The 20,356-nt window shown below is 61.9% G+C and carries 21 protein-coding genes and 2 pseudogenes; 10 read left to right on the top strand and 13 right to left on the bottom strand.

What is annotated here, in order from left to right; all coding sequences use genetic code 11:
- Window positions 1–194 precede the first annotated feature (194 nt).
- Complete coding sequence (locus tag C7I87_RS32630; protein ID WP_149908061.1) at window positions 195–410, bottom strand: hypothetical protein; 216 nt, start codon at window positions 408–410, stop codon at window positions 195–197.
- A 295-nt stretch (window positions 411–705) separates the two neighbouring features.
- On the opposite strand from C7I87_RS32630, the gene C7I87_RS32625 reads away from it, so the two are divergent.
- Complete coding sequence (locus C7I87_RS32625; protein ID WP_149908060.1) at window positions 706–921, top strand: hypothetical protein; 216 nt, start codon at window positions 706–708, stop codon at window positions 919–921.
- A 328-nt stretch (window positions 922–1,249) separates the two neighbouring features.
- On the opposite strand, the gene C7I87_RS35470 is transcribed toward C7I87_RS32625, so the two are convergent.
- A complete protein-coding gene (locus C7I87_RS35470; RefSeq protein ID WP_188394087.1) occupies window positions 1,250–1,513 on the bottom strand; it encodes a hypothetical protein in 264 nt (87 codons plus the stop codon).
- Between the two features lie 517 nt (window positions 1,514–2,030).
- Here C7I87_RS35470 and C7I87_RS36265 point away from each other — a divergent pair.
- Entirely contained in the window at window positions 2,031–2,675 is a 645-nt protein-coding gene (locus C7I87_RS36265) for a family 1 glycosylhydrolase (RefSeq protein ID WP_246696501.1), read from the top strand.
- A gap of 317 nt (window positions 2,676–2,992) precedes the next feature.
- The gene (locus tag C7I87_RS36260; RefSeq protein WP_246696500.1) at window positions 2,993–3,367 is read left to right on the top strand and encodes a hypothetical protein; all 375 of its coding nucleotides are present in this window, start codon (window positions 2,993–2,995) and stop codon (window positions 3,365–3,367) included.
- 525 nt (window positions 3,368–3,892) lie between these two features.
- On the opposite strand, the gene C7I87_RS32605 is transcribed toward C7I87_RS36260, so the two are convergent.
- The 3 genes from C7I87_RS32605 to C7I87_RS32595 all read right to left on the bottom strand — a co-directional run bounded on the left by C7I87_RS32605 (window position 3,893) and on the right by C7I87_RS32595 (window position 5,380).
- Window positions 3,893–4,321 carry a hypothetical protein gene (locus C7I87_RS32605; RefSeq protein ID WP_246696499.1) on the bottom strand — a complete coding sequence of 143 codons (429 nt, stop codon included), beginning with the start codon at window positions 4,319–4,321 and terminating at the stop codon, window positions 3,893–3,895.
- Window positions 4,215–4,775, bottom strand: coding sequence for a YidB family protein (locus C7I87_RS36250; protein ID WP_373424811.1), 561 nt, complete (start codon window positions 4,773–4,775; stop codon window positions 4,215–4,217). Before C7I87_RS36250 ends, C7I87_RS32605 begins: the two co-directional genes overlap by 107 nt.
- Before the next feature lie 365 nt (window positions 4,776–5,140).
- The gene (locus C7I87_RS32595) at window positions 5,141–5,380 is read right to left on the bottom strand and encodes a hypothetical protein (protein WP_188394086.1); all 240 of its coding nucleotides are present in this window, start codon (window positions 5,378–5,380) and stop codon (window positions 5,141–5,143) included.
- Between the two features lie 639 nt (window positions 5,381–6,019).
- Between C7I87_RS32595 and C7I87_RS32590 the strand changes: the two genes are divergently transcribed.
- On the top strand, window positions 6,020–6,286 hold the full coding sequence (locus C7I87_RS32590) for a hypothetical protein (RefSeq protein WP_246696498.1): 267 nt from the start codon (window positions 6,020–6,022) through the stop codon (window positions 6,284–6,286).
- A gap of 79 nt (window positions 6,287–6,365) precedes the next feature.
- On the opposite strand, the gene C7I87_RS36245 is transcribed toward C7I87_RS32590, so the two are convergent.
- From C7I87_RS36245 to C7I87_RS32565, 4 genes are read right to left on the bottom strand one after another with little or no spacing between them, the layout of a single operon-like run.
- Entirely contained in the window at window positions 6,366–7,007 is a 642-nt protein-coding gene (locus C7I87_RS36245) for a hypothetical protein (protein ID WP_246696506.1), read from the bottom strand.
- Window positions 6,998–7,900, bottom strand: coding sequence for an SMP-30/gluconolactonase/LRE family protein (locus C7I87_RS32575; protein ID WP_149908057.1), 903 nt, complete (start codon window positions 7,898–7,900; stop codon window positions 6,998–7,000). The genes C7I87_RS36245 and C7I87_RS32575 overlap by 10 nt, the downstream gene beginning before the upstream one ends.
- A gap of 4 nt (window positions 7,901–7,904) precedes the next feature.
- Window positions 7,905–8,348 carry a cupin domain-containing protein gene (locus C7I87_RS32570; RefSeq protein WP_149908056.1) on the bottom strand — a complete coding sequence of 148 codons (444 nt, stop codon included), beginning with the start codon at window positions 8,346–8,348 and terminating at the stop codon, window positions 7,905–7,907.
- Window positions 8,345–8,815, bottom strand: a complete 471-nt coding sequence (locus tag C7I87_RS32565; protein ID WP_149908055.1) for a DoxX family membrane protein — start codon at window positions 8,813–8,815, stop codon at window positions 8,345–8,347. Before C7I87_RS32565 ends, C7I87_RS32570 begins: the two co-directional genes overlap by 4 nt.
- Before the next feature lie 263 nt (window positions 8,816–9,078).
- On the opposite strand from C7I87_RS32565, the gene C7I87_RS32560 reads away from it, so the two are divergent.
- From C7I87_RS32560 to C7I87_RS32545, 4 genes are read left to right on the top strand one after another with little or no spacing between them, the layout of a single operon-like run.
- Window positions 9,079–9,837 (top strand): SDR family oxidoreductase, encoded by a 759-nt coding sequence (locus C7I87_RS32560; protein ID WP_149908054.1) that lies wholly within the window; start codon window positions 9,079–9,081, stop codon window positions 9,835–9,837.
- Between the two features lie 4 nt (window positions 9,838–9,841).
- Window positions 9,842–11,407 (top strand): GMC oxidoreductase, encoded by a 1,566-nt coding sequence (locus C7I87_RS32555; protein WP_149908053.1) that lies wholly within the window; start codon window positions 9,842–9,844, stop codon window positions 11,405–11,407.
- Window positions 11,404–12,855 carry a GH39 family glycosyl hydrolase gene (locus C7I87_RS32550; protein WP_149908052.1) on the top strand — a complete coding sequence of 484 codons (1,452 nt, stop codon included), beginning with the start codon at window positions 11,404–11,406 and terminating at the stop codon, window positions 12,853–12,855. The genes C7I87_RS32555 and C7I87_RS32550 overlap by 4 nt, the downstream gene beginning before the upstream one ends.
- Window positions 12,852–14,075 carry a glucoamylase family protein gene (locus C7I87_RS32545; RefSeq protein ID WP_149908051.1) on the top strand — a complete coding sequence of 408 codons (1,224 nt, stop codon included), beginning with the start codon at window positions 12,852–12,854 and terminating at the stop codon, window positions 14,073–14,075. Before C7I87_RS32550 ends, C7I87_RS32545 begins: the two co-directional genes overlap by 4 nt.
- Window positions 14,076–14,278: 203 nt before the next feature.
- On the opposite strand, the gene C7I87_RS32540 is transcribed toward C7I87_RS32545, so the two are convergent.
- The 3 genes and pseudogenes from C7I87_RS32540 to C7I87_RS32530 all read right to left on the bottom strand — a co-directional run bounded on the left by C7I87_RS32540 (window position 14,279) and on the right by C7I87_RS32530 (window position 18,154).
- Window positions 14,279–15,220, bottom strand: coding sequence for a DUF2493 domain-containing protein (locus tag C7I87_RS32540; RefSeq protein ID WP_149908050.1), 942 nt, complete (start codon window positions 15,218–15,220; stop codon window positions 14,279–14,281).
- A gap of 247 nt (window positions 15,221–15,467) precedes the next feature.
- A pseudogene (locus C7I87_RS32535) lies at window positions 15,468–16,519 on the bottom strand (toprim domain-containing protein).
- Window positions 16,520–16,531: 12 nt separating this feature from the next.
- On the bottom strand, window positions 16,532–18,154 hold the full coding sequence (locus C7I87_RS32530; protein WP_373424810.1) for a hypothetical protein: 1,623 nt from the start codon (window positions 18,152–18,154) through the stop codon (window positions 16,532–16,534).
- Between the two features lie 185 nt (window positions 18,155–18,339).
- Here C7I87_RS32530 and C7I87_RS32525 point away from each other — a divergent pair, with 185 nt between their 5' ends.
- Both C7I87_RS32525 and C7I87_RS36240 read left to right on the top strand, forming a co-directional pair.
- Window positions 18,340–19,530, top strand: coding sequence for a DUF1173 domain-containing protein (locus tag C7I87_RS32525; RefSeq protein ID WP_149908049.1), 1,191 nt, complete (start codon window positions 18,340–18,342; stop codon window positions 19,528–19,530).
- A gap of 60 nt (window positions 19,531–19,590) precedes the next feature.
- Window positions 19,591–19,734: pseudogene (locus C7I87_RS36240) on the top strand (histidine phosphatase family protein); the annotation flags it as partial.
- A 38-nt stretch (window positions 19,735–19,772) separates the two neighbouring features.
- Here the strand turns inward: C7I87_RS36240 and C7I87_RS36235 are convergent.
- Complete coding sequence (locus tag C7I87_RS36235) at window positions 19,773–20,000, bottom strand: hypothetical protein (RefSeq protein ID WP_246696505.1); 228 nt, start codon at window positions 19,998–20,000, stop codon at window positions 19,773–19,775.
- Window positions 20,001–20,356: the final 356 nt, after the last annotated feature.

Below are 20,356 nucleotides of genomic sequence, written 5' to 3'. Positions count from 1 at the left end.
CTCCGCCCGCTTCTAAAAGCTGACTAGACCTGCGACCGACGGCGCTTGCGCCCAGCCGTCCTCTGGGCCTCGTTGATGCCCTGCGCCTCACCTTCCTCGGCCACCGCCCCCCAACTCTGACATTGAGCAGACGCGCCGCTATATGGGCTTGTCCAGTTCATGCGCGTTTCACATACCTAAGGTTTGATTAGGTTTCAGATGGAGGAAAGCTGCGAGTGACCGACCAGCAGCGTCGCAGGCCGGCCGGTCGGTGGCCTGGGCGAATCCGCCAATGCGTGCTCGACACCACCGACCGCAGCTCTTGTAAGCTCCATGTGTCGCAGAACCTGATGGGTAAGCATTGCAAGCCTGGCGTCGCGGTACAACGCGCTGTGCTTCATAGTTCCGGTATCGAAGTCTCCGATCAGCATGATGGCCCCTCCCGGGTCGTAGTTTCTCTGCGCCAATCTCCGGCGGGACGGTTAGTTCCGGCGGCCCAGACGACACGCGTGACGCAGATTGTCGGCCGGTTGAAAGACCGGACTTCATCTGAAGCTCGACTGACTTGGTGTTCCTCTTGGCCGGTGCTCTTGGCGTGTACCTGCAAGCGCGCCTCCCCTGTGGACATATATAGCTAACCTCCGACGGGAGGAACATTGGCCCATACTTGAAGTTCGGGAGCCGATTGGGATCCCGACGTTTGATTGGATCCCGGAAGGAAATCCAATGACCGAAGATCTCTCACGCAGGCAGGAGCGGCGTGGTACAGCTCGGATCTCTCGTTGGGCGGTGGCTCTGGCCGCCCTCATTTTTCTGGGCCTGCTCGCCTTTTTTATGTTCGCGCCGTTGTCAAACTCTTCGCGGCAAGCAACGCCGCTTAAGGTTGCCCCCGAGCAGAACCAAGGGGCCAAGGCACGCGCGAACACTTCGCCTCCAGGCTGAAGCATCAGGCAGGGACGCGCCGTATCGACCCGAGTCCGAAGTTCGGGAGCCTCCCTGGCAGAGGTCTTTCCCTCCTTGTGAGCTGCCCGCTGGCTCCATCCGGCAGGCGCTTGGTGAAACTGTTGAGGGAGTGGAAACTCAGGGGGAGCCGCTGTCGGTCCCCCGTTGAAAGGCGCCGGTTCGTTGTTCGAACAGCTTTCATGTCGAGCCCGCCGCCGTTCTCTGTCCGACGAACCGGAGGACGGCCAGCCAGCCACCCTCGATCGTGGTCGTGACCATCAAGATGCTTCCACATCGCTTCGTCGGGCGGCGGCCGAATGCCTGTCGATCATTGCCTGGCAAACACGCCCCGGTAGCTCTTGCCCGCGAGAGTGTAAGTTGCTGCCAGGGTCCCATCGGGCAACATCAGGAAGCTGATGTCCGCGCCGTTCGGAAGGCGCCCGAGCTTCAACGTGGTCCCGAGGATTTTTCCCGTGCCCGCGGCCTCTCCCGGATTGTTGTCGCCCAGAATTCCCCATGCGTAGTTGACCGTGACGTCCCCGTTGGCCGAAACGGATTGAACATCGAGCCTGCCTTCGGATGTTCCGTGCAATTGCCCAATCCAAGTGCCCGTAAATGCAGCGTACCTTGGAGGGACATCCTTCCCGGGAGGGACTATCGTGAGCGACTGATCCCCTGATGCCGAGCCAGGTGGCACCGCGGCAGCACTCAAGGCGGGTTGGGGAGCAATAAAGGCGGGCGCGGCATGCTCCGCAGCGGCGGGTTGGGGCACTTCTTGGGCGGATTGGCACGCAACCAGGGCAAATGCTGCCAAAGCCGGCGTAAGGTTCCGCATCAAATCGTTCACCTCTCTATGGAATGCCCAACGACGAACTTCCTCCACGCTTTCGGCCAAGCCTTGAAGCGCCCCATCACGGCGGATCAGCCTAAGCTTACCTCAGCAACAGCCTATCGAGGCATTATCAGTTCGCAATTAACTATGACAACAGCCCCAGAACAAGCAGCGATGCTTCGCGTTGGTATCAGGCGGCAGGCTTGTCAATGCCGGAACTGCGGACTGGGCGGGACGTTGACCTGCGTCTGGCGCGCCCTTGTCCTTGAAGCCATCGATGTTCACTTTCGTCTTCGCCACCGCTATCGAGAACAGCGCTCCCACGATCAAGGGAGGCCGGGAGCGGGTCGACGAAATGGAGAAATGCCGCTTCTACGAGCAATGGCGGACCGACTTCGAACTTGTCCAGGATCTGGGGCTTCGCTTCCTCCGCTATGGCCCTCCAATTCACAAGAGTTGGTTAGGGGACGGACACTACGACTGGACCTTCGCCGATGAGACCTTCTCTGACCTGAAGACCAAGGACATTGTTCCGATCGTCGACCTCTGCCATTTCGGCGTCCCAGACTGGGTCGGCAATTTCCAGAACCCGGACTTTCCACGGCTATTCGAAGGCTACGCTCACGACTTCGCAACCCGCTTTCCGTGGATCCAGCTCTATACCCCGGTCAATGAGATGTTCATCCGCGCCACCTTTTCCGCCCGCTGGGGATGGTGGAACGAGCAACTGAGCACCGACGCTGCCTTCGTCACCGCCCTCAAGCACAGTGAAGGCCAATCTGGTGGCTATGCGAGCGATCCTGCAGGCGCGGCCGGACGCGATCTTTATTCAGAGCGAATCCTCGGAGTACTTCCACGCCGACTCTCCCGAGGCGATCGGCAAGGCGGAGCGCTTCAACAGCCAGCGTTTCCTATCGCTTGACCTGAACTACGGGCATGACGTCGATGCGCGCACTTATCGCTACCTGCTCGAAAACGGGATGACTGCGCAGCAGTACAGTTCCTGGAGAACCATCTGCGCAGGCATTGCGTGATGGGCACCGACTATTACCAGACCAACGAACACCGGGTTTGGGCGGACGGGACCACTTCGGCGTCCGGCGAGGTGTTTGGCTATGACGAGATTACGCGCCAGTACTTCAACCGCTACCGGCTGCCTGTGATGCCTACGGAAACAACATCAGCGAAGGCCCGAAGGGCGACGAAGCGGTCTATTGGTTATGGAAAGAGTGGGCCAACGTGCTGCGCATCCGCAATGACGGCATCCCTGTCGTGGACTTCACCTGGTACTCCCTGACCGATCAGGTTGACTGGGATAGTGCCCTTCGCGAGAACAATGGACAGGTCAATGCGGTCGGCCTCTACGATCGGACCGCAATGCCAGGGCGGTGGGACGCGCTTATAAGGCGCTGGTCGCAAACTGGAACAAGCTGCTCGCCACTCAAAGTGTCTGTCTCGCTTTGCCCGTCTTTCTGCCATCCGAGCAGGATGGCCCGAGTGTTCGCGCAGCAAGATTATGCGCGTGGCCTTTTGCATGTGGACCGGATCGCCGAGGCTGGGGCCGAACCATTTGAACCGTCCAAGGAAAAGGCAAAACCTGATGCGCCTGGCTGATAAGACCGCATTTGTAACCGGTGCGGCAAGCGGCATCGGGCTGGCCATCGCTACCCGTCTCGGCGCCGAAGGCGCTCGTCAGGTCCTCCATTATCTCGATCTCGCGATGACAGGGCGGCTTGACGGCAGCTTTAAGGGCGGTCAGCGAGGGCCACACTTGGGCGCCTTCTCTCCACGATCCCGCCGCGCGTTCCCAATCGCCCGTCCGGTGATCTAGGGTCAGCGGACGTCCGGCCAGATGCCTCCAAAATTGGCATGTCCCTGTCCGCTTTCAGAGATCTAGTCGAAAAAGGTTCCATCTCGGCAAAACTGAATTCCGGGCCTTCGGGGGCATCCGCCGAATGCCGATAGTCTCTGGCAAGCAGTTCCCGCGACGCTGCAGACTACGGCGTGTGTGTCCTCGTCCCGAGCACACGAGTGAGTGGCGGATGCTCCCGTGCGGACGGAGCCGACGATGTGTCGATGAGGTGGCCTACGAGCAGGAGTGCGAGCAGCGCCATCTAGGCGGGGCGTAGGCTGCCCTGGTCAACAACCATCGCCCCTTAGCGATCTTACCATACGAATGATTATCGGATCGTAGGGGAGCTTTTCGTCGCGGCTATAATTGACCGTAAACAATGCCGCGCGGTCGCCGCAGACTTTGATGGCGCGAACATATAGGATCTGACCGTCTTTTAGTCCTGAATAGCTGGCCCACTGCGGCTCCACGCGCTTATAGGTCAACTTCCAGCCGTCGTTCTCATTCACTGCCATGCGATGCTCAATCTCCGTGGTAAAACTCGCCTTGCCGAGTCGCGCACCCCAGACGGCAAGAAACGCCTTGTTTTTACCCTCGAAGGCTGCCCCTTCATCGGAACGCTGAGTCAGCACAAACCCGGGTGGAACATCGAATACAAAGCCAAAGTGCTTGATTCCAAAGGCTTGCCACTCCTGGGCACTGAGCGGTGAGGGCATAATCCCGACAACCAAACTCAGCAGAATATGGGGAACATGTCTCATGAGATGGTCCTATCGCCCGGCGCCCGGCGCCAGGTCTGTGGCACGCCGTCGAGCAGCGTCGCCTCGACGAGGCATTGGTTTGATGATCAGTTGGCAGGTTGCCGTTTGGGGTCATCCCGTCAATGGGATCCGGCAGATCCCTGGTGATCCTTGCAATTAGCTCCTCGCGCGAAAGGCCGGTCTGCCTGGAAAGCGCTTCCAGGGTCTGCGCGTCTATAAACGTTTCCACCTCGTGAGGCTCGATCGGCTCGTTCGGCCCAGCGCCAACCCAAGAGTCTACCTTTGATCCAGCACCTGCATTTCTGAAGCGGTCGAGAATATCGCCGAGCGCGGTGCCGGAAACGCCCTTGGTGACCTGGCCCAGATCGTGCGGATTGCTTGGATCGCGCTCTCCCGCTCCCCGGATCATCTCTGCGATTTTGCCGCGGTTTTCATAAGCTAGGACGCCTAGCATAGCCATCGCAAGTCTTCCAAGATTGGCCATCCTTCCTCCTCGGTGTCGACTATGGAGAAGGTCGCGGTCTGCCAAAAGTTCCGCAATTGGCGAAGCAAATATTAGAAGGCAAGCTTGGAAACTGACGCCCCTTGGGTCATGACCATGACCTCAACACCTGGAAGCCGGGCTGCGCGAGACGGCCGATCAGGGGTGACGGTTGGACTATGACGTCAGCGGCCTCGCGGTGGCCCATCGCCGAGACCGAACCCGACGCTATGCTGGAAAGAGCCACAATCGGGTCTGGACCGATCTAAAAATGGCTAGGAGACGCGCTGCAGCTAGCTGTTGGACACGAGGCCCTGGCGCGCAGGCGGCTGCTTTAAGGCGTCGACGTGAACTTGCCTTTTCATACGGTTTCGCTCGGCGCTTAGCAGCTCTTCCTCACCCGTAAGGCCGTTCAGGAAAAGCTTGAGGACATGGGAAGCGAGTGTCTGCGCCTGCCGGCTGTTAAGCGGAAGAGCCTCCTCTTTGCAGGCGGTCCGGCACACGCGGGCGAGCATCTCCAGTTCGTCGGGCATGACGACTTGACCAGGAAACAACATGGCTTCCTTTTCCTTCAGATGTGTATTTGATGGCAGAGCATGACTCCGCCTGCATCTTGAGTCATTAAGAAATGACAGAGCAGGCGCCTCAGTCCGAAATGGTACATATTCTTGCCGAAATGTTCGTGGCCCGTGGACATTCGAAAGGCGAACAACCTGGGCAGATCAGGTCGCCACGCTGGCCGGCGCTGCGCCGCCTGGCCTTGCGCCCAAGCGACGGAGCGTTTTGCTGGCCGAGCCACCGCCCGGAATTGATATCGGCCTCTGGCCGGCTGTCACGGATGTGGATGTTAAACCATCGCTCGGCCGGAACAATTTACATTCGCTAATGTTCGGGGCAAAATTAGCGGAGCCTAATGTGAGATTCTTGCCCATTCAGGAACCGTGCGACACGTGGGCGGTTTTCGACACCGCGACCGACGAACCGGCCGAGTTTGCAGGTGAGAGCCTCATTGGTCTCGAAGAGGCTGCCGCTATTTTGCTCGCTGCCAGAGCAAACGAGGACGAACGAAGAAACCGTTGCCGGTGTGAATCGAGCGTCAACGCAGGGGTTACCGTTGGGGTTGTTCAGCAGCAATTGCGTGTCCAGTCATGGGTATGCTGAGTGACGAGGCCATGGCTGCTGTATTGGCTTCACGCGATGACGAAGTGCCGGTCCTCGGTGTATTCGACGCGGCGAACAAGAAAGAAGCTGCCATTGAACTGCTACGTCTAGGGGAAGCGGTCCAATTTATCGCAAATGCGTCGGTGTTGGGCTACGACGTTCGTTCTGCGATGATCTTCTATGGAGCTCCTGGAGCGCCAAGCTTGAGAGCGCGGCACTGTGAACAACTTTGGGCCAAATACGGGATGCTGCTGGTGACCTCAGATTGCAGTTCTTGACCGCTCGGCTTGGTCTATAGCAGGTTGACCGACTTGCCTTTGGAGCCCGCGACGCGGCTCTCAGCGGCAGAGCATACGCTCAAGGGACCGTCGCGTCGAAATCAATCGCAAATCCCGCATCAATCGCGCTTCGCGCAACGAAGTTGCCGAGCTCCCAATCCGTCAGTTCGCAAAGCGGAAAAGCTCGCCTCGTTGCCTGGACGACTTCGGACATGGAGATGCACGGTCTGCCGATGTCGGCAATCAGCTGGCGGATGATCGCTTGACCGACGTGACGGAGTTCAGCGTGGCCGGCGACAAGCTCTACCTGTCTCCCATCATGGACCTCTACAATGGCGAGATCGTCGCCTTCGAGACGGCGCGCCGTGCGTCCAGCCCGCCACGGTCGAAAGCCGTTGAAAGGCTTGGTGCATATCTGTGACGGCGATCGCAAAATGCTGGAACACCAGGTCCGAAGCAGACGATCCGGACGGATAAGGGTCGCCCGACAGATCGAACTGCAGGAGTTCGATGGTCTGGCGTCCAATGCCAAGCGTGATCCGGTCGGCGCGCCGCTCAGGCCCATCAGGTGCTCGAATTGCGAGCCGCCGAGGCGGTCCTTTGCGAGCCGGCGACAGCCGAGCGCTTTTTCGTAGAACCGGGCGCCGCCTTCGGCATCGGCCGTCGTAAGGCTGAAACAGGCGATCCTCTCGATGGACGGAACGTCGGCGGTCATGGCCACGACACCCCGCGGCGATTGAGGAAGATGGCATAAAGCGTGTGAGAGCCGCCAATAAAGAGCCTGTTCCGGAACGGGCCGCCGAACGTGAGATTGGAAACGCGGTACGGGACCAAGATCTTCCCGAGCAGTTTGCCGTCCGGTGCGATGCAGTGAACACCGTCCGCCGCGCTGGACCACAGGTTGCCGTCTCCGTCGACGCACAGCCCGTCCGCATAGCCGGGCTCTATCTTATGGAAGATTTCGCCGCTACCGAGCGCGCCGTCCGGCGCGACGTCGAAGGCCATGATGTACTGCTTGGGATCGTCGGTGGTCTGATCGCCGGTTTCGGTAACGTAGAGACGTCTTTCGTCAGGGGAAAATGCGAGGCCGTTCGGACCGTCGAAATCGCTGGACATAACAACGATTCGCTTGGTTTGCGGGTCGAACCGATACAGCGCCGGCGGCTGCTCGGAAGCCTGGCAGCCGCCTTCATAGTCGGTCTGAATGTCGTAAAGTGGATCGGTGAACCAGATCGAGCCATCCGACCTAACGACCACGTCGTTCGGCGCGTTGAGGCGCTTACCGTCGTGCCGATCGACCAGCCGCGTGACCGTGCCGTCCCATTCGGTCCGAAGCAGGCACCGCTTTCGGTGCGAGCAGGAGATCAGGCGGCCCTGTGTGTCGCGCGCCTGCCCGTTGGCGTAGCCCGAGGGAGCGCGATAGACGGATACGCCGGCGTCTTCGATCCAGCGCATGGTCCGGTTGCGCGGCAGATCCTGGAACAGCAGGCAGTTTGCGTCGCCCATCCACACCAGCCCCTCGATCCAGCGAAATCCCGCGGCGAGTTCCTCGAGTGGCGCATTCTCGAGGATGTAATGGGCAAATCGCCGATCGATGATGTCGAAGCTCTTCATCACACTATCTGAATTGGCAAGGCAGGAACGGTGCCGGCGCATCTTCCAATTGAACGATCATCAACATGGCAGGCGTATCGCCGACCGTTCCGGACCGATGTCCGCGCGTGTCTTCGACCAGCCGGCAGTTCTGATCGCCGCCGAAAGACAATTCGCCTGGTCCCATTTCGACGCGCTTCCCGTCCATCGACTCGACGAACCAGCGGCCCGAGAGCGGAATGATCCATTGCGGCTTAGGGTTCTCGTGCCATTTGCCGATCCAGCCGACAGGCAAAACCGTGACGAGCGTCGTCGTGCGTCCGCTCGATCTTTTACCCTGCCACTGCGGATCGGCGGGTGGCGCTATCGACTTCAGGTCGAACTCCGTCAGCGCGCAGTGGGTCTGACGGCTAATGCCGCTGTCGTCCGTCCACAGATGCCAATAACGAACCGTCGGCCGTACGCTCATTTCGCTTCTCCTTGAGCCAACTTATAGGGGTTTGAGGAGGCCAGCGGGTGATGCACGAAATGCTCGACGCCGGCGGCATTCGACCCGAAGGCAAGAAGAAGAAGGCCGCCGGCAAGTGCGAAGTTCTTGAGAAAATCCCAGAACACGTCCCTGCCGGTGCTCTTGCCCTTCAGCCGAAAGTCGGGTTGACGCCAGAACTGTTTCCACAACAGCGCCGTTACGAGGCAATAGCCAGCCAGGATCAGGGCGGCCAGCCTGTCGGCGACCCCGCCCAAGATCGCGAGCGACATGGAGACTTCGACGCAAAGTCCGCCGATAACCAACGCCGCCGCCAGCGGGCGGTTTGGAACCGCTTGCGAAGCTTGATTGATCGCCAACCTGAAGTTCAGCGCCTTGTCCAACGCGCTGAATGGCAGAAAGAGCGCTACCAATACACAGCGCACCGCGAGAGCGATCAGGATGAACATGGGACAGCCCTCTCAATGCTCGGGCGGCACCCACCGAGCAGCGCATGGTGCGTCGGACAGAGAACGCGTCCTTTGGCGGGAGGGCCGCGTCACCGTGAATATACATTCAGGCATCCAATTGGTTCGGAACCGACGCATCACAAAATTGTTCCCGAACACGTATCGCGATGTAATGAGACGAGCGGACCTTTTGCTCCTTCGAGGCGTTCAATCGCGTCCGCGCAGTTTTCAGGTCTGCTATAGCATCTGGTCCGAAGTCCGCCATGCCCGAGTTCAAGCCATTGGCCAGGCAAAAAGCCATCGTAACCGGGGCCAACTCCGGTATCGGCGAGAGCGTCGCCATCGCCCTCGGAAGGGCGGGTGCCGATGTGGTGGTGAACTATGTCGAAGGCGAAGCTGCCGCGAACGCGGTCGTTGATCAAATTCATCAGGCCGGCAGCAAGGCTATCGCGCACAGGGCTGATTTTTCGACGGAAAACCAGGTCGAGGAAATGTTCGAGCGCGCTATGCGCGCGTTCGGCACCATCGACATTCTTGTCGCCAATGCGGGCATGCAACGCGATTGCGCCTTTGCCGAGATGACGCTGAAAGAGTGGAACAAGGTCCTCGGTGTCAATCTGACCGGAGAGTTTCTGTGCGCCCGGGCCGCGACACGCGAATTCCTGCGCCGCGGGGTCGTTTCGTCCGTCTCACGCGCGGCCGGCAAGATCATCTGCATGAGTTCGGTGCATCAGGAGATACCTTGGGCCGGCCATGCCAACTACGCCAGCTCGAAAGGCGGCATCAAACTGCTGATGACGCCGGGCGCGATACGGACACCCATCAACACGTCCGCCTGGGACACGCCAGAGGCCCTGAAGAGCCTGCTGACGCTGATCCCCTACGGGCGGATCGGGTTGCCGGACGACATCGCGCGGGCGGCCGTCTGGCTGGCATCCGACGAGTCCGCGTACGTTGTGGGCACCACGCTCTTCGTCGATGGCGGCATGACCCTCTTTCCTGGATTTTCCACGAACGGCTGACGCGATGACAGACCATTTCGATGTCATCGTCATTGGCAGCGGTCCCGGCGGGGCATCTGTCGCGCATCGTCTGGCGCCGACGGGGAAGCGCATCTTGCTCATCGAGCGCGGCGGCTACCTGCCACGCTCGCGCGCCAACTGGGACGCTCAGACAGTGTTCGTGGATGCCGCCTATCAGGCGGACGACGTCTGGCATGACAAGGATGGCAAGAGCTTTCGCCCTGGCCTGCATTATTATGTCGGAGGCAATTCGAAGGTCTATGGCGCGGCGCTCTTTCGAATGCGCGAACGCGATTTCGGCGAGCTCCGCCACAAGGACGGCATATCTCCCGCCTGGGCATTGGGATATGAGGCGTTCGAGCCCTATTACGCTGAAGCCGAACGGCTCTTTCACGTTCACGGCCAGCGCGGCGAAGACCCGACCGAACCGCCGTCGAGCGGCCCTTTTCCCTACCCGCCCGTGTCACATGAGCCGCGCATCCAGGCGCTGCACGACACTCTGGCGGCCGGCGGATTACGGCCCTTTCATCTGCCGCTCGGAATTCTCCTCGATGAGCAGCATGGCAAGGTCACGCCGGCCAGCACGTGCATTCGCTGCGATGCGTTCGACGGATTTCCCTGTCTCTTGAATGGCAAGGCGGACGCGCAGGTCGTATGCGTCGATCCGGCGCTCAAGTCGCATCCCAATCTGATGCTGCTCACCAATGCCTACGTCTCCAGACTCGGAACCGACGCAACGGGCAGGAAGATCAATGACGTGGCGGTGACCCGCTACGGCGAGCAAGAGCATTATACGGCCGACATTGTGGTGGTCGCTTGCGGCGCGCTATCCTCGGCGCTGCTTCTGCTGCGCTCCGCGAACGACAAGCATCCCGACGGCCTGGCCAACGGTTCCGGCCAGGTCGGATGCAACTACATGCGGCACAACCAATCCGTGCTGATGGCTCTGATGCTTGAATCAAACGAAACCGTTTTCCAGAAGACGCTCGCCGTCTCCGATTTCTACTTCGAGTCAGAAGATGAGTGGGGCTACCCGCTCGGCCTGATCCAGATGTGCGGAACCTCGCATGGCGCCCAGATCAGGGGCGAAGTGCTCCCCCAGTGGCTGGAATGGTTGCCGAAGAGGCCGTTCGACGAAATGGCGCGGCATTCGATGGATTTCTGGCTGTCGAGCGAGGATCTTCCGCGCCCGGAGAACCGCATTCGCTACGATGGCGAGCGTGTCGTTCTGGACCTCGCCGACGGCGATCAGGAGGCGCACCACCGGCTCCGGCAGAAGCTCAAGCAGATATTGGGCAAGGCCGGGGCGCATCCGCTGCTGTTGGAACGCAAGCTCTATCTGAGCCAGGACATCCCGATTGCGGGAACCGCGCACCAGGCCGGAACCGCGCGCTTCGGCGCCGATCCCGCAGTGTCGGTCCTCGACGTCGACTGCAAGGCGCATGAGCTCGACAATCTCTACCTCACTGATGCGAGCTTCTTTCCGTCGATCGCCGCGGTCAATCCCACGCTGACCATCATAGCCAACGCGCTACGTGTCGCGGACCGGATCAAGGAGCGGCTCCCATGACGGCTATGTTTTCGAGCGATCTGAACAGACCCGCGACCAATTTTCCGCATTTCTGGGAGCACACGGTAGGCAGCGGCCATGCTACTCTTGCGTTGCGCGCCGACTGGCGAACTCAGTTGAAGCAAACGCATGACGAGTTGGGCATGCGGCATGTCAGGTTCCACGGTATCTTATGCGACAGCATGGGGACGCTCGTCGCCGAAGGTGACACATTCTTCTATTCATTCTTTAACGCGGACCAGATTTTCGATTTTCTTCTTTCCATTGGCATGAGGCCCTTTGTCGAACTGAGCTTCATGCCATCCGCCCTGGCATCTGGCCATCAGACGGTTTTCCACTATGGTGCCAATGTCACACCACCAAAGGACCACGCGCAATGGGCGGTGCTGATCCGAAAGCTAGTGAGCCACTGGGTGGACCGCTACGGCCTGGACGAGGTGCGGCAGTGGTTCTTCGAGGTATGGAATGAACCGAACCTCACTGCCTTCGGGAGCGGAAAGCAGAGCGACTATTTCGAGCTGTACCGCTACACCGTCGAAGCGATCAAAGGCGTCGACAAGATGCTCAAGGTCGGCGGGCCCGCGACGGCCGACAATGCGTGGATCGAGGATTTTCTGAACTATTGCCGGACCAGCAAACTTCCAGCCGATTTCGTCAGCACGCATCATTACCCGACCGATGACTTCGGCGAGCCGGGCGACGACACCGAGGCACAGCTTGCCGCGAGCAGGCGTAGCGCCTTGCGCGCCGAAGCCCGCATCGCGCGCAAGCAAGCGGGCGACCTGCCCCTTTACTACACGGAATGGTGCACATCGTCGAACCCGCGCGACCCCATGCACGACGACCCCTATGCCGCCGCGTTCATCGTCAAGACGGTCATGGAAGCGAGAGGGCTCGTTCAGGGATATAGTTACTGGACGTTCTCGGACATTTTCGAGGAGAACTATTTACCTTCGGTCCCCTTCCAGGGAGGGTTCGGACTGCTGAACATCCATGGGATCGCCAAGCCCGCCTATCGCGCATTCCAGGTGCTGCATGAACTGGGCACGCAGATGCTGCCGGTCGAGGGCAGCCATGAAACCGTCGATGCTTGGCTCGTGCACGGCGAGCGAGGCTCCACGGTGGTGCTGACGAACTTTGGACTGCCACGCCACCCGATTGAAACGGAGCAGGTGCTCTTCGCGCTTGAATCCGCGCCGTCGGGGATGGTCGCCTCGGTTCAGCGCATTGATATCGAGCACGCCAATGCCAAGCGCCACTGGGAACAATTGGGCAAGCCGGAATATTTGGACGCAGCGTCGGTCGATGAACTCAAGAGACGGTCAGAGCTCCGGAGCGAACCCATCGAGATCAAGAGCGACGCCAACACGGCGAGCTTCGAGATCTCGATGCCGCCACAATCGGTCGCCGCAGTGACGATTGGTCTTCCACCGGGGCTCGTTGAATGAAAGCCTACCCGGACCAGATGCCGCTCGGCGACGGCCTGCTGGCGGCGCTCCAGCGCAAGTCATTCGCCTATTTCCTCTACGAAGTAAATGAGGCGAACGGGCTGGTTGCCGACAGATCCAGAAAAGGCTCCCCCGCCAGCATCGCGGCGGTCGGGCTCGCGCTCACGGCCTATGCGGTCGGGGTAGCGCGCGGCTTCATGACGCGCGAGCAGGCGTGCGCGAGGACGCTGACCACATTGCGCTTCTTCTGGAAGAGCACGCAAGGAACCGGACCGGACGCCACCGGCTACAAGGGGTTCTATTACCATTTCCTGGACATGGAGACGGGGCGGCGTGTCTGGCACTGCGAACTGTCGACGATAGACACCGCGCTTCTGATCGCTGGGATCCTGACGGTAGGCGCCTATTTCCGGGATGACTCCGAGGATGAAACGGAAATCCGCACCCTGTCGGAGGCGCTTTACGAGCGTGTCGACTGGAACTGGGCTCGCAATGGCGAGGCCACCGTGACCCATGGCTGGACGCCGGAAAAGGGCTTCATCGGCTATCGGTGGGAAGGCTACGACGAAGCGTTGATCCTCTATGTACTCGGTATCGGCTCGCCGACGCATTGCCTACCGCCTGAAAGCTACCGGGCGTGGCTGTCAACTTACCGCTGGAAGAAGATCTACGGCCACGAGTTCGCCTTTGCAGGGCCGCGGAAGGCGACTTATGTCCAGCGCGAATACGCGTCCCGTAATTCGATGGAATTTTCCGGTTATCACGAGAACAGCTGGGGCGTGACTGCGAGCGACGGGCCAGGCTGGCAGACGCGACGGATCGGCGGTGTCGAGCGGCGGTTCTACGGCTATCGCGCTCGGGGAGTGCCGTTCGGACCGGACGATGGCACTCTGTCTCCCTGGGCAGTCGCGGCATCACTGCCTTTCGCTCCGGAAATCGTCGTGCCAGCGCTGCGCAATTTTCACAATATAAAGCTCCACCTTGACAATCCCTACGGCTTCAAGGCGAGTTTCAACCCGACGCTTGCGTCAGATAACGGAGATCCGGCCGGTTGGGTGGCCCCGGATCATCTCGGGCTCAACCAGGGGCCGATCGTGCTGATGGTGGAGAATCACCGATCCGATTTTCTTTGGCGGCTGATGCGCGGCTGCAGGCATGTTGTGCGTGGTCTGCGCGGGGCCGACTTCCGAGGAGGATGGCTCGAGACTGTCGGCGAGTAGGTCGACCATCTGAGATTTTAGATGACCGTGACCGTCAAGAGGTGACGTTACTCAGCAACCCACCGATGTGTTGGCCGGTCCACGCCCGTCCAAGTCGGGCATGGTTGAGCGCAGTAATCGTGCGCCCTCCCTCTAATCGGAAGCCGGTCGGGTTGATCCACGTGCAAGGGGAAGCCGAGCGTGGGCACGGAGGAAGGCGGCGCTCACGCGCCAGCCTCTGCGAACCGCCAGACCGGGATGCCGAGACGGCGGGCCTTGTCAGCGAGATTTTCGGTGATGCCGGAACCGGGAAAAACGATCAGGCCGTAGGGCATGACCGACAGAAGCTGGTCGTTGCGGCGGAACGGGGCAGCCTTGGCGTGCCGGTTCCAGTCCGGCTTGAAGGCGATTTGCGTGACCTTGCGGTTCTCGGCCCAGCAGGCCGCGATGCGTTCGGCGCCGCGCGGGCTGCCGCCGTGGAGCAGGACCATGTCCGAGTGCTTCTCGCGCGCCTTGTCGAGTGCGTCCCAGATCCGGTCGTGATCGTTGCAGTCGAGGCCTCCTGCGAAGGCGATCTTGGTGCCGGCGGGCACCAGCACTTCGGTCTCGGCGCGGCGGCGTGCCGCGAGGAAGTCGCGGCTGTCGATCACCGCCGCGGTCATCGCCTGGTGAGAGATCTTGGAGCCGGTGCGCGGCCGCCAAGCAGAGCCGGTTTCCGCCTCGTAGAGATGGGCGGCCTCGTCGCGCATGATTTCGAGCACGTTGCGCCGCTCGATATAGGTTATGCCCTCGGCTGTGAGCCGTTCCAGCTCGACGGACTTCACCTCGGAGCCGTCCTGCTCCTGCTGGCTCGAGCGTTGCGCCTCCTCATTGCGGTCGAGGCTGCGGGCGACGCGCTCGGCGGCGCGGTGGAAGACGTTGGTGAAAGACCAGAGAAGGTCGTCGAGGTCGGGTTCGAGCCTGGTGTCGCCGAGCATGCCGGCGAAGGTCTCGACGATACCGGCGAGGCCGGCCCGGATCACCTCGTCGTCGGGAAGTGGCCGAGGATCGGGCTCGTCCTGATGCGGGTGATGGCCGTACATCTGCAGTTCGAGGATGACGCGATCGGTCGGCGAGGACGTGTGGTAGGGCTCGTAGGCGTCGTCGAAAGGGAGGTCGTAGGTCATGGCGTGTCTCCGTCGGTTGTGGCCGCGCCTGTCGCGGCCTTACAGCGCATCCCGGCCGCGGCCCGGGCGCGGCCGCACCGAAGGCCGGAGCGCGAGCGGAGGACGGCGCCAGCCGTTGCGGCCGTGACGGGGGCGTGGCAGGGGTCGCCTCTCGGGCAGGCCGCAGGCGCGGCTCTCCCGGCGGACCGCCGCCACGCCAATAGACCTTCCGGTGACGCCGGCCCCACCTACCGGCTCGAGGCGTTCATCAGGACGGCAGGAAGAGACGGGCATCCTCCGGGACGAGCTGATCGCTGAGCCATGCCGCGAGATGGGTCGGGCCGAGATGCCGTAGATCGTCGTTGAAATCGCCGAGCCGCGGGCGCAACTCCAGAGCGAGGACTCCGGCCGCGCCGGCTCGCTGGCTGAGACGCTCGATGCCATGCCGGCCGGCGGCGTCCGCATCGGCGGCGATGTAAAGGCGGCGACAGCCGGACGGAAAGATCAGGCCGGCGAGATGATTGGCCGAGGTCGCGGCGGCCACCGGCAGCGCCGGCATCACCGTCCTGAGCGACGCCATCGTCTCAAAACCCTCGCCGGCGGCCATGACCGGAACAGGCACACCGGGCTGGAGGCCGAGCCAGATGCCGTTGCCAAGAAGATGCCCGAGCGAGCGGCGCGGATCAGCGAGTTGCGCCTTGCCGACCTTGCCGTTCGGATCGAGCCAAGGGGACAGTAAGTGCGCTGCAGTCCGGTGATGCGCCCGTTGAGGCCGGTGACGGCTACAATCAGCGCTGGCAGCATCTGCGTCTCGCCAGTCACGAGATCCCGGTAGTAACAGCCGGGATGGAAGCGCAGGGCGCGCTCGATGGAAAGCACGATGCCGCGACCAACGAGGTATCGTTCGGCCAGCGTGCCGGCGATCGGCCGCGACATGGCGAACAGGCGACGCGCAGCGTCGGGAGAGCCGCGTGCGGCGGCTGGTTGGCGCTGTCCGCCGGAGGTCGGCGACCGTGGTCGCGGCGTGGAGAGGAATCGGCGCGCTTCATCGGCGACTTCGCGGAAATTGGCGAGGCCGCAGCTGTGTTCGATCACGTCGAGCAGATCGCCATGTTCTCCGCTTTGCTCATCGACCCACTTTCCTGCTGGTCCTTTCGCGTTGGCAGTCAGGCGGACATGCATGGAGCGGCCGCGGGTGTTGCGGACGTCGCCGACGATCCAGTGATTGCCGGAGCGATGACCGTTGGAGAGATATTCACGGCACACCGCCTCTGCTTGGTCGCCGAGGCGGCGTGCCAGCTCGGATGCCGAGCCGGTCATGATTGCCTCCCCTCAAGCCGCTGCGGTAGGGTCAGTGACGCCGACCAGCGTATGGCGGTCGAGGAGCGAGGCGAGGATGTCGGGCCCTTGCGTGGCCGTCGGGATGAACAGCCGGAGCTTCCAGGAGGTGATCTCTAAAATCAGCCCCAGCGCCCTCAGCCTGGGAACAATGGCGTCGGTGAAGCCGATGAGTTCGACGCGGTAGTCGCTCATAACCCGGCCGCGGCGCAGGATCAGGCCATCGGCAAGCTGCAGCCCAATCCGGCCGTCGACCAGGCCGGTCCACGCTTCCTCCGGCGCGAGCGTTGGCACATCATCGAGACCGAGATTGCGGTACATGGTCGCGACCAGCGTCGGCGCGATATCACCGCCGATGATGCGCTCGCCGGCGTCTGTCTGCATGCGGTAAACCCGGCAATCGACGCTGATCGGCGCGATCGAGCAGGCGCTGCTCGCAAGGGCCCCGTGGCTGGGCGTTGCCCTTGCAACGGGGCGAGCCGGTCGCACAGCCTTTGGCGCAAACGATGTTGCGGAGGCGGGTGCAGCTACTGCCGTGGGCCGACCGGCCATCTGCATGGCGGCATTGCGCAGGATCCCGTTCGACAGAGCGCCAATCGAGTCCGGAAAGCCGCCCGGTGTCCGGGGCGGCAGATCCATGATGCAGGAGAGCAGCGTCTCGACGTCGGTCGCCCTGCCCGGCGACGCGACGAAACGCGACGGATCGGCGGCCGGTATCTTGTCGATGACTGTCAGCCGGGTTTCTGCGGTCGTGCCATGGCGGGCGTAGACACGGCCGTCGATCGCCGCGGTGAAGATGACCGTGCCCTGCTGCTGCTGCCGCTCGAAGGCAGCCCGCCATTTGGGGTTTTCGGGAGACAGGCCGGTGCCGGTGAAGGCGACAAGACGGCCGCCTGGACGCAGACGCGCGAATGCGGACGAGAGATGCCGCCACGCGGCATCGGCGACATGGCCGTCGACATAGGCGCCGACCGTGAAGGGCGGATTCATCAGCACGACTGACGGCTCGATGGCGGCATCGAGATGATCGTCGATATGGGCTGCATCGTGCGGGGAAACGGGGACTCGCGGAAACATCCGGCCGAGCAGATCGGCGCGCGTTGCGGCAAGCTCGTTGAGCACGAGCGTAGCCCGCCCGATCTCGGCATGTACGGCGAGCAGGCCAGTGCCGGCCGAGGGTTCGAGAGCGCGGACTGAAGAGCTGATTGCAGCGGCAAGCGCGGCAACGAAGGCAAGCGGCAGCGGTGTGGAGAGTTGCTGCATGGCCTGGCTCTCGTCCGACCGTCGCGTATGGGTGGGAATGAGCTTGGCGATCCGTTTCATCATCGCCAGGGTCGCCTGCGGCGTAATCGACCGCGACAGGATCGCCGATCCGAAGCGGCGCAGGAACAGCACCTGGACCGCTTCGAGCGCTTCATAGGCCTCCTTCCAGACCCAGAAGCCCTGTGCGTCCGTGCCGCCGAAGCTGTCCATCATGGCGGTGCGGAGCGCGGCGGTGGTGACTGGCAGCAACGCCGCCTGAAAGATCACCTGGACTCTGTCGCTGGCAGCGGGTGCCCGCGTACCGAGGGGAGCGGCCGTTCGGGCAACGTCGGATGTGGTCGAAACGATGTTCATGGAGATGTCCTTCGCGAGAGGGGAATGGCCCCCGCGCCGGCACTCTCTCCGCGCCGGCCGGGCCGCACTCCTCCCGGCTCCCCTCTCCCTCTGGCGTCGGTCCATCAAACGGGTTGCGCTCAGCGCAAAGCCATGACTTGAATGTGCACACAGGGATGCGGCGGCGACCTGGAGCTGCGGAGGTGATGCGACGGTTCCGAATTGGAAGTGACGTCTACGAGGAGGGAGCGCCTGACCTGCAGGCGGCGCTTGCGAACGCCTATGCCCGCAGGGAGCGTCCACTCTGCCTGTGCCGTGAGCCGGGCTGCCCGATGTACGTCGCCCGCATCGGTGACCTCCATCTGATCAAGCGCATGCCGCTCAGCGGCGGCGGGCACGATTCTTCCTGCGATTCTTATGAATCGCCTTACGAGCTGTCGGGGCTCGGCGCTTTGATGGGCAGCGCGATCCAGGTCGATCCGCAAAACGGCATGGCGGCGCTGAAGCTGGATTTCAGTCTGTCGAAGACTGGAAGTCGTGCGGCGTCCGTGCCTGCTGGCCAGAACTCCGCCAGCGTGGTCGGAGATCCCAGGAGGATGTCACTGCGTGGCCTCCTTCACTATCTCTGGCACGAGGCTGAATTGACGGTCTGGACATCCAGATGGGCCGGCAAGCGACATTGGTGGAATGTCCGCTGGCACCTCATCGAGGCGGCCGGGCAAATGACAGTGAGAGGCGGAGCGCTCGCGGATATCCTGTTCGTCCCCGAGCCGTTCCGGGCCGAGAACAAGGAAGCGATCGAACAGCGTCGCAACGTGGTTCTTGCTACAGCACTTCCACCAAAATCCGGACCGCGGAAATTGCTGCTCCTCGTAGGCGAAGTGAAGGAGATCGTGCCCGCCCGTTCGGGTCAGAAGCTTGTAATCAGGCACCTGCCCGGTTTTCCCTTCATCGTCGACGACGCAATACATCGGCGTTTGCAGGCACGCTTCGAAAGAGAATTGTCGCTGTGGGGAGCGGATTCAGCTTCACATCTTATCGCAATCTCGACGTTCGGACTGAATTCGGCCGGCCTCGCCATTGTCGAGGAGATCGCGTTGATGGTTGTTTCTGAGAACTGGATTCCTTACGAGACGGTCCCTGAAAAGCGGCTCGTCGACGCGCTTGCCCGTCTTCGCGAGAAGAGCGTAAAGGGATTGCGCTACGACCTGCAACCCGACCAGCCGATCGCCAACGCATTGCTCCAGAACAGGAACGAACCAGTCGCGCTCTTTGTCGTCCCGGCTGGAGCGGACGAAGCGTTCGAGGTTTCGCTGCAGGACATGATCGCGGATTGGCCGGAGATCGGTGCCTGGACCTGGCGGGTCGGTGACGGGGAGATGCCGGCCCTTCCATAGGGCTGGCGACGACATCGCGGATTCGCACAATTCGGGCAATGGGAGGCAAGGCTTGAACAGGTGCAGGCCGAAGATCCGCAGGGCATATGCGCCTGGTCCTCGGACCCGGATGCGGCTCCCCAAGGGGGCGAGTCACTCGCCGACGTCGCCCGTCGGACGGCAAGACTCATGGAGCGGCTGGTTGCCGAGCGTGGCCACACCATCGCGGTGACCTACGCAGCCATCATCCGCGCCGCGGTCATTCAGGTCCTCGGCGCGGCGCCGATGCTGTCCGCTTCGGGGATGATGGCCATTCCGAGATCGCATCCGTACAGGCAGCAGTCGCAACTATATCCGCCCTCATGCGAAGAGCCGTGGGCGGGGCCGCCGGCGTCAGTCGTGCAGAGAACGTTGCCGAACGCATCGCGAGGTCCGGCAGCGGCCTGCGCTCCCATCCAGGCACCGCCAAGCAGCGCCTGGAAGATGAGCATCAGGGCAGCGGCAATCGCCGCGGATGTTGGCCATTGTTTGCAGGGCATCTTGATCCGGCTAGCCCCTGTGAAAGGCCGAACGATGGCTGCGCCAACGCCGGCAACACGACCTCGCGCTTGTCAAACTCGCCACGGTGACGTTGATTGCCCGATACCATGGATGCTGTTGGCTCGACCACGCTTCTGATCGTGAAGAAGTCGCGCAGGTACTTCACGTTCTTGTCGTCACGGGCGACTTCCCAAGCCGACCGCAGTGGTCCATCCTGAAAGCTAGAGTGTGAGCGCGCAAGCCCGATGCTCCAAGCCAAGCGCCGCGAAGGCTCCACGGCTGGCGCTGGCGGTCCCGGACCGAGGAG

The sequence above is a fragment of the Mesorhizobium sp. SARCC-RB16n genome (genome assembly GCF_008520305.1).
In the GTDB taxonomy this organism is placed as follows: domain Bacteria; phylum Pseudomonadota; class Alphaproteobacteria; order Rhizobiales; family Rhizobiaceae; genus Mesorhizobium.
Note: the sequence above shows the minus strand (reverse complement) of the source record. Positions and strands in the feature narration are given on the sequence as shown.

What these genes read in the sequence shown, in the direction of transcription:
- C7I87_RS32630 (WP_149908061.1), bottom strand. Translation starts at nt 410, where the DNA reads ATGCTGATCGGAGACTTCGATACCGGAACTATGAAGCACAGCGCGTTG.
- C7I87_RS32625 (WP_149908060.1), top strand. Translation starts at nt 706, where the DNA reads ATGACCGAAGATCTCTCACGCAGGCAGGAGCGGCGTGGTACAGCTCGG.
- C7I87_RS36265 (WP_246696501.1), top strand. Translation starts at nt 2,031, where the DNA reads ATGTTCACTTTCGTCTTCGCCACCGCTATCGAGAACAGCGCTCCCACG.
- C7I87_RS32605 (WP_246696499.1), bottom strand. Translation starts at nt 4,321, where the DNA reads ATGCCCTCACCGCTCAGTGCCCAGGAGTGGCAAGCCTTTGGAATCAAG.
- C7I87_RS36250 (WP_373424811.1), bottom strand. Translation starts at nt 4,775, where the DNA reads ATGATCCGGGGAGCGGGAGAGCGCGATCCAAGCAATCCGCACGATCTG.
- C7I87_RS32595 (WP_188394086.1), bottom strand. Translation starts at nt 5,380, where the DNA reads ATGCCCGACGAACTGGAGATGCTCGCCCGCGTGTGCCGGACCGCCTGC.
- C7I87_RS32590 (WP_246696498.1), top strand. Translation starts at nt 6,020, where the DNA reads ATGGCTGCTGTATTGGCTTCACGCGATGACGAAGTGCCGGTCCTCGGT.
- C7I87_RS32575 (WP_149908057.1), bottom strand. Translation starts at nt 7,900, where the DNA reads ATGAAGAGCTTCGACATCATCGATCGGCGATTTGCCCATTACATCCTC.
- C7I87_RS32570 (WP_149908056.1), bottom strand. Translation starts at nt 8,348, where the DNA reads ATGAGCGTACGGCCGACGGTTCGTTATTGGCATCTGTGGACGGACGAC.
- C7I87_RS32565 (WP_149908055.1), bottom strand. Translation starts at nt 8,815, where the DNA reads ATGTTCATCCTGATCGCTCTCGCGGTGCGCTGTGTATTGGTAGCGCTC.
- C7I87_RS32560 (WP_149908054.1), top strand. Translation starts at nt 9,079, where the DNA reads ATGCCCGAGTTCAAGCCATTGGCCAGGCAAAAAGCCATCGTAACCGGG.
- C7I87_RS32555 (WP_149908053.1), top strand. Translation starts at nt 9,842, where the DNA reads ATGACAGACCATTTCGATGTCATCGTCATTGGCAGCGGTCCCGGCGGG.
- C7I87_RS32550 (WP_149908052.1), top strand. Translation starts at nt 11,404, where the DNA reads ATGACGGCTATGTTTTCGAGCGATCTGAACAGACCCGCGACCAATTTT.
- C7I87_RS32545 (WP_149908051.1), top strand. Translation starts at nt 12,852, where the DNA reads ATGAAAGCCTACCCGGACCAGATGCCGCTCGGCGACGGCCTGCTGGCG.
- C7I87_RS32540 (WP_149908050.1), bottom strand. Translation starts at nt 15,220, where the DNA reads ATGACCTACGACCTCCCTTTCGACGACGCCTACGAGCCCTACCACACG.
- C7I87_RS32530 (WP_373424810.1), bottom strand. Translation starts at nt 18,154, where the DNA reads ATGAACATCGTTTCGACCACATCCGACGTTGCCCGAACGGCCGCTCCC.
- C7I87_RS32525 (WP_149908049.1), top strand. Translation starts at nt 18,340, where the DNA reads ATGCGACGGTTCCGAATTGGAAGTGACGTCTACGAGGAGGGAGCGCCT.
- C7I87_RS36235 (WP_246696505.1), bottom strand. Translation starts at nt 20,000, where the DNA reads ATGCTCATCTTCCAGGCGCTGCTTGGCGGTGCCTGGATGGGAGCGCAG.